Origin of the sequence: Aeromonas sp. 82P (assembly GCF_051919365.1) — a bacterium.
Lineage (GTDB): Bacteria > Pseudomonadota > Gammaproteobacteria > Enterobacterales > Aeromonadaceae > Aeromonas > Aeromonas veronii.
Window position 1 is genome coordinate 2,135,903 of sequence record NZ_JBQBEV010000001.1, and the last position, 14,432, is coordinate 2,150,334.

Annotated in this window: 11 protein-coding genes and 1 pseudogene; 7 read left to right on the forward strand and 5 right to left on the reverse strand. The window is 57.7% G+C overall.

The features are described from left to right. Positions 1 to 64: 64 nt before the first annotated feature. Positions 65 to 523 carry a serine protease chaperone gene (locus ACTG2S_RS09855; protein ID WP_058056145.1) on the reverse strand — a complete coding sequence of 153 codons (459 nt, stop codon included), beginning with the start codon at positions 521 to 523 and terminating at the stop codon, positions 65 to 67. Positions 524 to 541: 18 nt separating this feature from the next. Then, positions 542 to 2,423, reverse strand: a pseudogene (gene asp, locus ACTG2S_RS09860) (serine protease Asp). 522 nt (positions 2,424 to 2,945) lie between these two features. Between asp and ACTG2S_RS09865 the strand changes: the two are divergent. Further along, positions 2,946 to 3,812, forward strand: a complete 867-nt coding sequence (locus tag ACTG2S_RS09865) for a MetQ/NlpA family ABC transporter substrate-binding protein (protein WP_265776365.1) — start codon at positions 2,946 to 2,948, stop codon at positions 3,810 to 3,812. A gap of 85 nt (positions 3,813 to 3,897) precedes the next feature. Here the strand turns inward: ACTG2S_RS09865 and ACTG2S_RS09870 are convergent, their stop codons facing one another. Continuing rightward, positions 3,898 to 5,748, reverse strand: coding sequence for a DUF3413 domain-containing protein (locus tag ACTG2S_RS09870; RefSeq protein WP_157160541.1), 1,851 nt, complete (start codon positions 5,746 to 5,748; stop codon positions 3,898 to 3,900). A gap of 47 nt (positions 5,749 to 5,795) precedes the next feature. After that, positions 5,796 to 6,023, reverse strand: a complete 228-nt coding sequence (locus ACTG2S_RS09875; protein ID WP_005333874.1) for a YejL family protein — start codon at positions 6,021 to 6,023, stop codon at positions 5,796 to 5,798. A gap of 73 nt (positions 6,024 to 6,096) precedes the next feature. Here ACTG2S_RS09875 and yejK point away from each other — a divergent pair, with 73 nt between their 5' ends. The 5 genes from yejK to ACTG2S_RS09900 all read left to right on the forward strand — a co-directional run bounded on the left by yejK (position 6,097) and on the right by ACTG2S_RS09900 (position 12,572). After that, complete coding sequence (yejK, locus tag ACTG2S_RS09880; protein ID WP_265776366.1) at positions 6,097 to 7,146, forward strand: nucleoid-associated protein YejK; 1,050 nt, start codon at positions 6,097 to 6,099, stop codon at positions 7,144 to 7,146. Positions 7,147 to 7,554: 408 nt separating this feature from the next. After that, positions 7,555 to 8,736 (forward strand): maltose/maltodextrin ABC transporter substrate-binding protein MalE, encoded by a 1,182-nt coding sequence (malE, locus tag ACTG2S_RS09885; RefSeq protein WP_439982408.1) that lies wholly within the window; start codon positions 7,555 to 7,557, stop codon positions 8,734 to 8,736. A gap of 75 nt (positions 8,737 to 8,811) precedes the next feature. Further along, on the forward strand, positions 8,812 to 10,464 hold the full coding sequence (malF, locus tag ACTG2S_RS09890; RefSeq protein ID WP_064341998.1) for a maltose ABC transporter permease MalF: 1,653 nt from the start codon (positions 8,812 to 8,814) through the stop codon (positions 10,462 to 10,464). Between the two features lie 12 nt (positions 10,465 to 10,476). Beyond that, positions 10,477 to 11,367 (forward strand): maltose ABC transporter permease MalG, encoded by an 891-nt coding sequence (gene malG / locus ACTG2S_RS09895; RefSeq protein WP_005333868.1) that lies wholly within the window; start codon positions 10,477 to 10,479, stop codon positions 11,365 to 11,367. 68 nt (positions 11,368 to 11,435) lie between these two features. Then, entirely contained in the window at positions 11,436 to 12,572 is a 1,137-nt protein-coding gene (locus tag ACTG2S_RS09900; protein WP_005333867.1) for an ABC transporter ATP-binding protein, read from the forward strand. Between the two features lie 112 nt (positions 12,573 to 12,684). On the opposite strand, the gene ppk2 is transcribed toward ACTG2S_RS09900, so the two are convergent. After that, a complete protein-coding gene (ppk2, locus tag ACTG2S_RS09905) occupies positions 12,685 to 13,500 on the reverse strand; it encodes a polyphosphate kinase 2 (RefSeq protein WP_439982411.1) in 816 nt (271 codons plus the stop codon). A gap of 128 nt (positions 13,501 to 13,628) precedes the next feature. On the opposite strand from ppk2, the gene ACTG2S_RS09910 reads away from it, so the two are divergent. Further along, on the forward strand, positions 13,629 to 14,429 hold the full coding sequence (locus ACTG2S_RS09910) for an alpha/beta fold hydrolase (RefSeq protein WP_274160390.1): 801 nt from the start codon (positions 13,629 to 13,631) through the stop codon (positions 14,427 to 14,429). Positions 14,430 to 14,432: the final 3 nt, after the last annotated feature.

A 14,432-nucleotide genomic window follows, 5' to 3' on the forward strand; every position in this document is an offset into this window, starting at 1 on the left:
TATCAAAATGAGCAGTACAGAAAGGGGGCCATAATGGCCCCCTTTGTGATTTGTGTGTCGCGACCTATTTCGGCTGCTGTTCGGCCCCCGACAGCTCGATCTGCACATTCACCCCTTCGCTCTTGAGCTTGGTGGCGATGGCATTGAGATCGGTGCCCGGTTTGGCCTCCAGCAGGGCGATACCACCGCTGCTCTGTTTGAAGTTCAGGCCGTGGCGAGTCGCCAGCGCCTTGGCGCTGGCATCGTCAGCTTCCACCAGCAGGGTGCCGCTTACAGTCAGCTCCGGGCTAGCGGCCCCTTGCATCAACACGTCACCGCGGCGCAGGGTCTGTTGCGGGACCTTGCTGTCAAGGCTGCGGGCGACCCGCTTCTTGCTGCCATTGTCGGGAATGAGGTAGGTCTGGCCGTTCACCTCTATGGTGCTGTACTGCTTGCCATCCATGGTGACGGACTCCTGGGCGCAGAGCTGTCCCGAGAGGGGGGCCAGCAGGGTTGCCAGAAGCAAGGTAACAGGTTTGTTCATGGTAATACTCCTAGCGTGTTAGCTGCGGTTGGCATCGTGACCCAGGACCCGCAGGGACCATGAGATCAGCTTGCCCGGTTGGCGATTGTTGCGCTCGGTCAGGGTGGTACGCTCACGGGTCTCGCGATTGAGCAGAGAGACCTGACGGGTACCGTTGGCAACATCGGTTACTTCCAGTCGCCATGTGCCATGTGCCTTGCGCCGATTCGCCGTAGAACTTGTTGGATAGCATCCGCATGTCACGCAATCCCTTGGTTCGCACAAAGCCCAGTTGCTGCTGGTCGAGAGATTGGCCGACCAGGCTGTTGAAGGGGCTCAGCAGGATGCTGCGGGTGCCGGCGGGGGAGACCAGTTCGATCAGCAGATCGGGCAGGCGCTGATGATCCAGACTCACCATCACCTGAACCGCTTCTACCGTCAACGGTGTGGCAATGCGGGTTGTTGAGCTGGTCGGGCTGTTGCCCACATCCGCAATGGCGGCGGCACTGCCGCTGACATTGATCTTCTGCCACGGCAGTTGCACCAGCGGGGGCAGGGGCTGGTGATTGGCTGCCAGCTCAAGAGCCTTGTTGACGTCGATCAGACCAAAACCGTAAGTCGGGTTGAACCACATGCCGGCGGCATTGCGCTCCCACCCTTCCAGCCCTTTCACATCACGCACCTTGCCGGTGCTGCTGGTGTAGCTGACCATCACAGGTTTCTGTGTGGCATCGACCCGGGTTGCGCTGCGCGCCAGCAGATCCCGCAGGTCCCGCACCGACAGATCCGGGTAGGCGGACATCAGCAGCGCCATGGCGCCGGAGGTGCTGGGGGTGGCGGAGGAGGTGCCGTTCATCACGCCGTTGTAGTCGCAGCTGGCATCCAGTTGCGGGTTGCCGTGCAGCCGGTTGGTGCTGGGATCGTCGGTACGGTTGTAACCCATGTCGCAGCCGGGCAGATCCGTGGTCACCATCGCCGGAGCGTCGGTACCGTACTCGCCGCCGGTCGCGCTCAGGAAGATGTTGCTGCCGACGCTGGAGTAGGAAGATCTGACGCCATCGGCGTTGAGAGCGCTCACCACCAGGTTCCAGAAGTTGCTGTTGGAGGGATCGAGGTTGCTGTTTTCAAACGGCAATTTGGGGCCATTGCCGGTGCGGTTAAGCACATAGCCGCCCGCCGCTATCTTGTTGAAGCCGTTGCCGGCGGCCTTGATATAGGCTGCGCCCTGCGCCTTGAGGGTCTGCTGTTCAAACAGACGATCAAGCTGGGATTGATCCAGAGAGTTGGCAGAGCGGGGATCCACCACACTCATGCCGTAGCTCTGGTTGAACACCCGGTTGTCGCGGCTGGCATCGCTGTCGCCAAGGGCGTAGAGCCAATCCTTCTGCAACTGCTGGCTGTTGTCATCCAGCAGGTTGAAACCCTGCAACTGGGCTCGCGGGGCAATACCCTTGGTACCGATGGCGTTGTCCACCGCCGCAATAATGCCGGAGACCGAAGTGCCGTGGGCCGTATCCGGATCGGTCGGTGTCGGGTCATCGCTGCCGGTTACCACGTTTTTCGACCCCGGACGCACGTTGTCCGCCAGATCCGGGTGGGCGATGGCCAGACCATCATCCACCACGGCCACATTGACTCCCTGGCCCAGCACGCCGGTGCGATGAGCCCACCAGAGGTTGAGATCATTGCCCGCTATGCCGCCACGGGAGCTGAATCCATCCTGGCCGCTGTTGAGCAGATACCACTGCTGCTCCTGCAGGGGATTGGCACCTGGCAGGCAGCGCTCGGTGCTGCTGCGTCCGATATCCATGCCGCTCTCCTTGCCGGTGAGCGGCGCACAACCTTCATTTGCCTGAACGAGCGCACTGGGCAGGGTCGACAGCAGTGCTGTGATCGCCAGTGCTAACGATGTTTGCTTCATTATTTTTTTAACTCCATCTTGGATCGCACCATCCTGAGTGCGACGGAAATCTATACACGGGTGGTAGGGGTTCAAAAAGAGCCATTTTCAAAAAACGCAATGAGGTTCAAAGAAATCCGATCTGGTTTGTGGTAGGTATTCCAATGACGCTGGTTATGTGTTTTATTGAGAATGGTTCTCACCGCTCGCTACTGATCTTTTTATCTGTAATTCACTCCTCTCGCGACTCTCCTTCGCCGTAGCCATCCCGATTCGGGGCAATCCCGAGGGGAGCTCGTGCGCTCTTGAACGTGAGCGGCATGGTTGTGTGTGCCAACGTGAGTACAGCTATGCATTCGGGGGTGACAGCAAGGGTGATGAGGTGGAACCAGCGGTTTATTGCTTGGCGGCAGTGGATGACTCTGTTATGGTAACCAAAATAGCCGTTTGGATGGCTAGATTGCTGCGGTTTGAGGGGCCTAATCTCTGAGAGCCACCCCGCCGCAGTCCCATAGCTTGATGCGTACCTGACAGGGAGTCCCTATGCCGTTTCGTTTCTTCTTATCTTCTCCTTTGACTGCTTCCTTGCGCGCCACTGCTGGCGCCAGCACCTTTATTGCCGCGATAGCGGTCGGGAGCCTCTCTTTTTCCGCGGTTGCCGCCGATGCGTCCTTGCCGACCAAACAGGAGATCGTGATTGGTACCACGGTGGGGGATTTTGCCGACATGGTGACCGACTCCATCAAGCCGCAGCTGGAGGCCAAGGGGTACAAGGTCAAGCTGGTGGAGTTCACCGACTATGTGACCCCCAATATTGCTCTGGCTGACGGATCACTGGATGTGAACTGCTTCCAGCACAAACCTTATCTGGAGAGTTTTGCCAAAGATCGCGGCTTGTCGCTGGCGCCCATTACCCAAGTGCCAACTGGCCCGATGGGACTCTATTCCGGCAAGTTGGCAGCACTCGACAAGGTGAAAGAGGGGAGCACGGTGGCCATCCCCAACGATCCCACCAATCAGGCGCGGGCGTTGTTGATGCTGCAGGATCTTGGTTGGCTGACCCTCAAGGAGGGGATAAACCCGCTCAAGGCGAGCGAGTTTGATGTGGTGAACAATCCGCACAATCTCAAGCTGGTGTTGCTGGAGGCAGCACAACTGCCCCGCTCGCGCGAGGATGTGGACTTCTCGGTGATCAACGGTAATTTTGCTGCCTCCAGCGGTATCCCGTTCAGTGAAGGACTGTTTCTGGAGCGCAGCTACGATTTTATCAACTGGGTGGTGGTGAAAAGCGCAGATGCGGATCAGCCGTTTGCCAAAGATGTGGCGGCGGCCTACAACTCGGCGGCTTTCAAAGCCTATGCAGCCAAGCGTTTCGTCGGCTACAAGTACCCGCAAGGGTGGGGTGGCTAACTGTCGTGAACGTGGCCCGGCTATACAACGAAAAACGCCCCAAATTCGGGGCGTTTTTTATGGTAGCAAGCCATTAAGGGGCGCTTCACTGGTTGCGATAGAAGCGGTTCAGCTCGTTCATCACCTGGATCATGGCGCCCATATCCGGGGTGCCGTGCTTGATCGGGCGATAGCTGTTGCGCTCCAGCAGTTCGAAGTCACCCTGCTTGTTGAAGTGGGTGATGGTGTCCCCTTCATAGATGGCGAAGTCGTTCTGATCCCCGGCCAGCAGCCAGTTGCGCGGGCTGGTATCAAACAGCGAGCGGCCAACGCTGTAATCGCGCGCCGGATTGCGCACGCCCAGCATCCCCTGCATCAGGGTCGGCGCCAGATCGAAATGGCTGCTTGGTTGTTCCCGAACGTCACTGCCGCGCCCCGGCCAGGCCAGTACCAGCGGTACCTGCACCTGATAGAGTGAGTAGTTGCTGCCTGCGCCCCAGCTGTTGCTGCGGGTGTCGTTGAACTCCTGACCGTGGTTGGAGGTGATGACGACGATGGTGTTGCTGTCCATCCCCTGCGACTGCAATTTGGTCAGCATCTGCTCAAGCAACTGGTCGGTATAGAAGACCGAGTTCTTGTAGCGGTTCTCCAGTTTTTGCAGGTTCTCCGCCCGATAGGCGGTCGCCGGATTGAAGTTGGCAAGCTCCGGTTGGAACGGCCCCTTCATGGTGGCGGGCAACTGGTAGTCGCCGGGGCTCGAGAGATAGACCAGCGAGAACCAGGGACGCTCGGGTGAGCGCTTCTCCAGCCACTGTTGCCAGTCGGTCAGCAGCTTGCCATCGTCACTCTGCTCTGAGACAAACACCTGCTTGCGCAGACCGGCGAGGATGCTCTTGCGATACTTCTGGGCATCTTCCATCGCGCCGAACAGCCCGAACTGGTAATCCTGGCGCAGCATCTCGTCGAACAGCACCGGCGGACGCTTGTCGCTGCTGATGTCCTTGTAGTAGTGACCGGGCAACCCGTAGAAGAGGCTGAACATGCCCATCAGGTCGTCGTTGCCGCCACTCAGGTGATTGCGGAACGTCAGATGCTGATCCGCATAGCGCTGCAGATTGGGCATGTTGATGTTGTTGAGCATGTCAAAACGCAATGAGTCGACCACCACAATCAGCAGATTGTTGTGAGTCAGGGGGGCGTTGACGTTGAGCGGGCGCAGTGGGTAATGCATCCGGCTGTCGCTGTTATCACCCTGGGAGGCCGCCTGCTTCTCGTACTGATCCAGATCCAGCCAGCCATGTTTGGCCAGGAAGGAGCGGGCCGTCATGGGGTAGGAGAGGGGGAAGTTGGCTCTCTGCATGGTGATGGGCTGATAGAGGGTCGCATCCGCCCAGCTGTTGACCACGTGGGTCAGAATAAAGCAGATCAGCAGGGCCAGCCCCACCTGATTGCCGTACTGGCGGCGCTTGCGCTTGTTGATCTTGCGCCAGACATAGGCCGACAGCAGCAGTTGCAGCAGGAAGATGGTGGGCACGGCAACGAAGATGATGCTCCAGATTGAGCCCTCTTCGGTTTGCGCCTGATCCAGCAGCAACTGCCATACCTGACTGTTGAGGTGGAACTTGAACAGCCGGAATACCTGGGTGTCGATCAGCAGCAGCACCAGCGCCAGGGTAGCGATGATGGCCGAGATGAACCGCAACGACTTCTCCTTGGGTAGCACGAAGCTGAGCGGGAAGATCGTCAACAGGTAGGTGACAAAACTCAGAAACGAGAAGTGGCCAATCCAGCTTACAACGAGATAGATCACGCCCAGCGTGGTCGATGGCCAGCTGATGGCACCCAGATAACGGGTGGCGATGAGCATGGCCAGAATAATGTTGAAGAAGGAGAACCAATGCCCCCAGGTGATCAGGCGAGAGACATTATCACGATAGGGGTTACCGGTTTCGACCATAGTGATCCATCTGCGTTGAGAAACGTCAAATCAACAGAGTCGGGGACTCAGTGTGCGTCGTGGCGATTATCGACCGATGCGGTCAGGGCCTGGACAAACTTTTCAGTGATGGCCTGGCGCTGGGCCGGTGCCATACCGTTGATGATATTGGTGGTCAGATTGCCAAGCACCATAAGGCTGAGATCTACCGGCGCTTTATGCTTTTCCAGCGCGGTGATCAGGTCGTTCATCAGGGCGTCAAATTGCTCGTTATTGTACTTTGATACGATAGGCATAATCTTCAGTTCATCTCGGTTCAAAGCGCCTTATAATACTTCACCCTTTCGGCTAACACTATGGCTTTGTGACATGAGTCTCGATATCGACAAGATCATTCTTCACTCCTTGCGCCAGGGCGGCGATGGTCAACCCCACGCCGATACCCGCAGCCAGACCCTGCCCCCTGATGAGGCGGTACAGGGACTGATGGCGGAACTGCATCGGATCTACAACGGCAAGGGCGGCAAGGGCTTTGGCTTCTTTGCCGACCCCGAGGCCGCCGTCGCCGAGCTGGCCGACGGTGAAGAGGCTCCCAAGCAGCCTTCACCCGCGTTTCGTATCGCCCTCGAACAACTGCTCGACGAGCAGACCGAATTCGTCCCCTTCTCGGTCACCGTGACCCAGATGCTGCTCAAGCAGCTGGTGGAGCACGCTCTCGATGGGCAAGGGGTGCTGCTGTTTGCCAAATATAACTACGTCGGGGTCGATTATCTGCTGATTGCTCTGCTGGAGGGCAAGGAGAGCGTAACCGTCAGCGAAGCGCTGGAATTACGCCATATCCAGTATCTGGATATCGGCAAACTCAATCTGGTGGCCCGCATTGATTTGACCGAATGGAAAACCCAACCTGATTCGCGCCGCTATATCACCTTCAGCAAGGGGCGCATTGGTCGCAAACTGGGCGACTTCTTTATGGATCTGCTGGGTGCCCGCGAGGGCATGGATGCCAAGGTACAAAATAAAGGCTTGCTGCAGGCGGTCGAAGATTATTGCGACAGTCGTCAGCTCGAGCCGACCGAGCGCAATGACTATAAAAAGCAGGTCTTCAAATATTGCACCGAACAGGCGAGTGCCGGTGAAGAGATCGAAATCAAGGAGCTGTCTGCAGAATTGCCCGGCGACGGTGCTCTCGATTTTTACAGCTTTATCGGTCAGGAGTATGAGCTGGAAGAGCGCTTCCCGGCGGATCGCTCTACCCTGCGTGGTTTGACCAAGTTTGTCGGCTCCGGTGGCGGCCTGACTCTGAGCTTTGAGCAGAAGCTGTTGAACAGCCGGATCTTTTACGATCCCCAGACCGACACCCTGACCATCAAGGGTGTGCCGCCCAATCTCAAGGATCAGCTGCTGCGCCAGTCGTAGTCATGCTCCCGAGTGTGATCAACTCGTCATTTCTCGCAAAAAGAGACTCCGCCCCGGCGGGGTCTCTTTTTTTATCGCGCCCGGGCAGACCTCGAAACTGGCGCGGTACTTTGTTAACAAATCAAACAAAATAAACCACCTGAAAGGGTTTTCATTGAGGTGAAAACCCTTTCACTCATGAAATTTTATTTCATTTTGGTAATTATTATTCTGTGGTTGTCTGGGATTAAGCCGATAAATGGCCGTAATCCCCTGAAATAAGAAAATGTTTTCAAAACTTTCTGGAAGGAAATACGTAATTGCATTTCAAAAATGCGAGTTGCGTCATGTGAGCTGTTTACCGCTTGGGATAATATTCACCTCGCACACAATGCTCTTACAGCGCGGAACTAAAACAAGGAAAGGCTCATGAAAATGAAATTGCTGTCATCCCTGATCGGTCTGGCCACTCTTGGCGTCGCTTGCTCTGCTACTGCTGCCATCGATGAAGGTCAGCTGACCATCTGGATCAACGGTGACAAGGGATACAACGGTCTGGCTGAAGTGGGTAAGAAGTTTGAAGCAGAAACCGGCATCAAGGTTACTGTGGCTCACCCGGATCAGGTTGAAGTGAAATTCCAGCAAGCCGCCGCCACTGGCAACGGCCCGGACATCTTCTTCTGGGCTCACGACCGTTACGGTGAGTGGGTCAAAGCCGGTTTGCTGGTTCCGGTAACGCCGAACGCTGCCACCAAAGGCAAATTTGAACCGCTGGCATGGGATGCCATGACTGTTGATGGCAAAACCTATGGCTACCCGGTTGCCATGGAAGCGGTCAGCCTGATCTATAACAAAGACCTGCTGCCAGAGCCGCCGAAAACCTTCGAAGAGATCGCCAAGATTGACGAGACTCTGAAGAAAAACGGCAAGCGCGCCATCATGTGGGCTTATGACACCCCGTACTTCAGCTATCCGCTGGTGGCTGCCAACGGTGGTTACGCCTTCAAGAAAACCGCTACCGGTTATGACGTCAAAGATACCGGCGTGAACAACGCAGGTGCCAAGATGGGCGTGGGCTACATCTCCGAGATGATCAAGTCCGGTCACCTGGAAAAAGGCATCGACTACGGTGTGATGGACGCCAAGTTCAACAAGGGCGAAGTGGCCATGATGATCAACGGTCCCTGGGCCTGGAGCAACCTGGACAAGAGCGGCATCAAGTACGGCGTAGCGCCGCTGCCGACCCTGAACGGCAAGCCGGCCAAAGCCTTCGTTGGCGTACTGGGTGCTACCATCAACGCCGCCAGCCCGAACAAGGATCTGGCTATCGAGTTCCTGGAAAACTACCTGCTGACCGATGCCGGTCTGGCGCCGGTTAACGCCGACAAGCCGCTGGGTGCCGTTGCGCTGAAATCCTTCCAGAAGACCCTGGAATCCGATCCGCACATCAAGGCCACCATGCTGAACGCCCAGGCTGGCGAGCCGATGCCATCCGTTCCCGAGATGAGCCGTTTCTGGTCTTCCTTCGAAACTGCCCTCAAGAACGTGACCTCCGGTCGTCAGGGTGTTGACGAAGCTCTGGATACCGCTGCCAAGCGTATCGTTCAGTAAGCACGCACTACCCGGGAGGCCGTCATGGCCTCCCACTCTCTCAAATCTCTCTTGGCGTTATAAAGGTTAATTGGCATGGAAGTAGTACCTTCTGTTGAGTCCTATGCCGGTCCGAAGGATAAGCACACCTGGCTTAAGTGGACCATAGCGGCCCTGGTTGCCATCCTCAACGGCTACGCAGCCGTGATGATGTACGCCAGTGGCGAGTGGGTATTCGCGCTGCTGGATCTGGTGGTGGTTTCCGTCGGTCTGTATGTCTTCATGAACAAGAAGACCTATGCCCATCGCTACATCTTTCCGGGTGTTGCGGGCATGGTTGTGTTTATCATCTTCCCTCTTGCCTACACCATTGGCATTGCCTTCACCAACTATTCGGGGTCCAACTTGCTCTCCGTGGAGCAGGCGCGGGACTACCACCTGAAGAAAACCTACAAGGTGGCGGGCGGTGAATTCGATTTTACCCTGCTGGATGGCGACAACGGCCAGTTCCAGCTGCTGCTGACACAGGATGATCAATCCTTTATCAGCCAACCTGTTTCCCTGATGACCAACAAGGCCCGTGAGCTGGCGTCCCGCGAGGGCCGTGTGCAGAACACCCAGCAAGTGGTCGAACTGCAGCCCTTCACTGGCGAAGCGGCCAGCAAGGCCGCACCGATCCGCGCCATTGTTGAGCATCGTACTCACCTGAGTGACCTTGATCTGGTGCTGCCGGATGGCGGTACCCACCTGACCCTGAGCAGCCTGCGCAAGTTTGCCGCCCAGAAGCAGCACTACACCCGTCTGATGGATGGTGCCGTGCTCAAGTCCGGCGTGGTGATCAAAGACAGCAACCTGCTGCGTGATACCCAGAATGGCGAACTGATGCTGCCCAATGGCGAGACCGGCTTCTATCAGTACATCGACGAACAGGGTCAGTTTGTCGGCAAGGGGATTGCTCCGGGCTTTGTGGTGAGCGTCGGTTGGAAGAACTTCGCGCGCATCGTCACCGATCCGGGCATCCAGTCACCCTTCCTGCAGATCTTCATCTGGACCGTGATCTTCTCAACCTGTTCTGTCGCCTTCACCCTGGCCATCGGCATGGTGCTGGCCTGTCTGGTGCAGTGGGAAGAGCTCAAGGGGCGCGGTTTCTATCGGGTCATGTTGATCCTGCCCTATGCGATCCCGGCGTTTATCTCCATCCTGGTGTTCAAGGGGTTGTTCAACCAGAACTTCGGTGAGATCAACATGTTCCTGGAAGCGGCGTTTGGCATCAAACCGGACTGGTATACCAACCCCTTCCTGGCCAAGGTGATGATCCTGATAGTCAACACCTGGCTCGGCTACCCCTACATGATGATCCTCTGCATGGGCCTGCTCAAAGCCATTCCGGAAGATCTCTATGAAGCGTCAGCCATGGACGGTGCCGGTCCGGTGCAGAACTTCTTCAAGATCACCGTGCCGCTGCTGATGAAGCCGCTGACACCGCTGTTGATTGCCTCGTTTGCCTTCAACTTCAACAACTTCGTGCTTATCCAGTTGTTGACCAACGGTGCGCCCGACATCATCGGCGCCAGCACCCCGGCCGGTACCACCGACTTGCTGGTGAGTTATACCTACCGGATTGCGTTCCAGGGATCGGGTGGTCAGGACTACGGTCTGGCCAGTGCCATCGCCACAGCCATCTTCCTCATCGTGGGTGCGCTGGCGCTGCTCAACCTGAAATTGTCCAAAGCCGACAAGCAGCTGTAAGGAGGCTTCAACATGGCAATCGTACAACCCAAATCAGTCAAATACCGGGTGTGGGCAACCCACCTGGTCATGTGGGGCTTCCTGGCGCTGATCATCTTCCCGTTGATCATGGTTATCGCCATCTCGTTCCGTAACGGTAACTTCGCGGTAGGGGAGATCATCCCCTCCAATCCGACGCTGGATCACTGGAAGCTGGCGCTGGGCATGTCCATCACCAACGCCGACGGCAGCATCACGCCGCCGCCGTTCCCGGTGCTGACCTGGTTGTGGAACTCCATCAAGATCGCCGGCATCACTGCCCTGATGATCGTGACGCTCTCCACCACCTGTGCCTACGCCTTTGCCCGCCTGCGTTTTCGTGGCAAGTCCACCATCCTGCAGGGCATGCTGATTTTCCAGATGTTCCCGGCAGTGCTGGCACTGGTAGCCATCTACGCGCTCTTTAACAAGATTGGTGACTACATCCCCTGGCTGGGTCTCAATACCCACGGTGGCCTGATCCTGGCGTACATGGGTGGTATCGCCCTCCACGTCTGGACCATCAAGGGCTACTTCGAGACCATCGACTCCTCCCTGGAGGAGGCGGCGGCCATCGACGGTGCGACCCCGTGGCAGGCATTCCGTCTGATCCTGTTGCCCCTGTCGGTGCCCATCCTGGCGGTAGTATTTATTCTGGCCTTTATCGGTTCCATTACCGAGGTGCCCATGGCCTCCATCCTGCTGCAGGATGTGAACAATCTGACCCTGGCGGTCGGGGCCCAGCAGTACCTCTATCCGCAGAACTATCTGTGGGGTGATTTCGCGGCGGCCGCAGTGCTCTCCGGTTTCCCCATCACAGTGGTGTTCCTGCTGGCACAGCGCTGGTTGGTTGGCGGTCTGACTGCTGGTGGTGTGAAAGGTTAAGTTTATGGCCGGGGGAGCTGACTCCCCCCGCTATCACGATTTGCAAAGATTCAAGAGCGGAGCTCGTCATGGCTGAAGTAGTACTCAACAACGTTCGCAAAAATTACGATCCGGCTGTTCACAAGGACACCCTGCGCAACATCAACCTCTCCATCAAGGAAGGCGAATTCATCGTCTTCGTCGGCCCGTCCGGCTGCGGTAAATCCACCCTGCTGCGGATGATCGCGGGTCTGGAAGACATCACCAGCGGTGAGCTGACCATCGGCGGTCGCTACATGAACGACGTGCCGCCGGTAGAGCGCAACGTCGGCATGGTGTTCCAGTCCTACGCCCTTTATCCGCATATGAACATCTACGAGAACATGGCCTTTGGTCTGAAGCTCAAGAAGATGGACAAGGAGAACATCCACAAGCGGGTGATGCGCGCCGCCGAGATCCTGGGTCTTGAGCCGCTGCTGGACAGAAAGCCCAAGGCGCTCTCCGGTGGTCAGCGTCAGCGTGTCGCCATCGGTCGCTCCATCGTGCAGCAGCCGCAGGTGTTCCTGTTTGACGAACCGCTCTCCAACCTGGATGCCGCGCTGCGGGTCAAGATGCGGATCGAGATCGCCAAGCTGCACAAAGAGCTTAACTCCACCATCATCTACGTGACCCACGATCAGGTGGAAGCGATGACCCTGGCCGACAAGATTGTTGTGCTGAGCCCGCTCAAGGCCGAAGCTGCCACCAACCTGGAGCAGTTCGGTTCACCGCTGGATCTCTACCACAACCCGGACAACAAGTTCGTGGCGGGCTTTATCGGCTCTCCCAAGATGAACTTCCTGGCGGGCGAGTTGCTGGAGATTGGCGAGCAGGAGTGCCTGGTCAAGCTGACCTCTGGCGATACCGTGCGTGCCCGGGTCGATGCCCGCAGTGGCGCTGTGGGTGACAAGGTGGAGCTGGGTATTCGCCCCGAGCATCTGATGCCGCTGGATCACCCCCATGCGCACAGCAAGGTGAGCGGGATCGTGCAGGTGGCCGAGCACCTGGGTGCCGAGTCTTTCGTTTATATGGATGTGGATGGTCACGACTTTACCGTCAAGGCCACCTCGGATGTGGATGTGGCGACCGGTCAGACCTACAGCGTGGGTATCCCGGCCGAAGCCTGCTACCTGTTCGATGCCAAGGAGCAGGCGTTCCCCCGTACTGCCAAATATATCCGTACCTGATTTTTTGTTGTGCTGGTTTTCCTTTCTTAATAATCAATGCCTTTTTGCCGGTCGTCAGACCGGCTTTTTATTGCCTGCGATCTGAACATGCAGATAGGCAAGGTAACCCGGTTCAGGCCTCGAGTTCGGCGGTAATATCGGGCACAAAGGTCTGGCTGGCCAGCGGCGGGCGCTCATACCCTTCGGTCTTGATGGGGGGAAGCTTGATAGGCTCGTAGTGGATCGCCTCGTAGGGCACCTTGCTCAGCAGATGTGCGATGCAGTTGAGGCGGGCACGGCGTTTGTCATCTGCCTCCACCACGAACCAGGGGCAATCCTCGGTGTCGGTGTAGGTGAACATGTCATCCTTGGCGCGGGAGTACTCCACCCAGCGTGACCGGGATTGCAAATCCATCGGGCTGAATTTCCAGCGCTTGATGGGGGTGTTGATCCGCTCCTTGAAGCGCTTCTCCTGCTCCTCGTCGCTGACCGAGAACCAGTATTTGATCAAGGTGATGCCGGAGCGGATCAGCATCCGCTCAAACTCGGGGCAGGCGCGCAGAAACTCGCGATACTCGGCGTCGCTGCAAAATCCAATCACCCGCTCGACTCCGGCCCGGTTGTACCAGGAGCGGTCAAACAGCACCATCTCGCCAGCGGCGGGCAGGTGGGCGACATAACGCTGAAAGTACCACTGGGAGCGCTCACGATCGGAGGGAGCGGGCAGCGCCGTGACCCGGCAGACCCGGGGGTTAAGCGGTTCGGTGATCGCCTTGATGACGCCCCCTTTACCGGCGGCGTCCCGTCCTTCGAACAGTACCACTACCTTTAACCCCTCCTGCTTGACCCACTCCTGCAGCTTGACCAGCTCCTCCTGCAGATGGGCAAGGTGGTGCTCGTAGCACTTCTTGTCCAGACGCGGCCGCTTCTTGCTCTTCTCCTTCGCCATAGGCTTCTCCTTTTGGCATCCTTTCATGGGTGACTTCTTTGAGTCACTGTCAGCTTGCACCAGGGAGGCGTCACCTGCCAAGGGGGACGTGATACACTGCCCGCCCATCGCTGGCAACAGGAGATAACATGAAGCATTTTATGGAGATAGCGGGCCGCCGGATGGCCTATCTGGATGAAGGACAAGGGCCGGTACTGCTGTTTGGTCACAGCTATCTGTGGGACAGCGCCATGTGGGCGCCGCAAATTGAGGCGCTCAAGGGCAGCTATCGCTGCATCGTTCCCGAGCTGTGGGGCCACGGTGATTCCGACCTGCTCCCCGAAGGTGGCTGCACCCTGGCGACGCTGGCGCGGGATCACCTGGCGCTGCTCGATGCCCTCGGGGTTGACGAGTTCGTACTGGTGGGCCTCTCCATCGGCGGCATGTGGGGGGTTGAGCTGGCGCGCATGGTGCCAAACCGCCTCAAGGGTCTGGTGCTGATGGACAGTTTTGTCGGCCTGGAACCGCAGATCACCTGCGAGCGCTACCTCGGCATGCTCGCTGCGATCGAGCAGCTTGGTTCAATTCCTGCACCCATCATCGAACAGGTGGCGCCTATCTTCTTTGCCAACCAGCCCGATGCCGACTTGCTGGCCGATTTCAAGGCGCGTCTGGCCGCCTGGCCAAACGAGAAGATTGCCGCCATGGTGGCGGTGGGCCGCAGCTTTGTGACCCGCGAAGATCGTATCGAGTGGCTGGAGGAGATCACCACTCCCGCACTGGTGATGACCGGCTGCGAAGACAAGGCCCGTCCGGTGCTGGAGGGCTATCTGATGGCCGAGGTGCTGGGTTGCCCGTTCAAGGAGATCCCGATGGCTGGCCATATCTCGTCGCTGGAAAATCCGGCCTTCGTCAATCAGCAGCTGGCCGGGTTTCTGGCGGCGCTGTAAGCC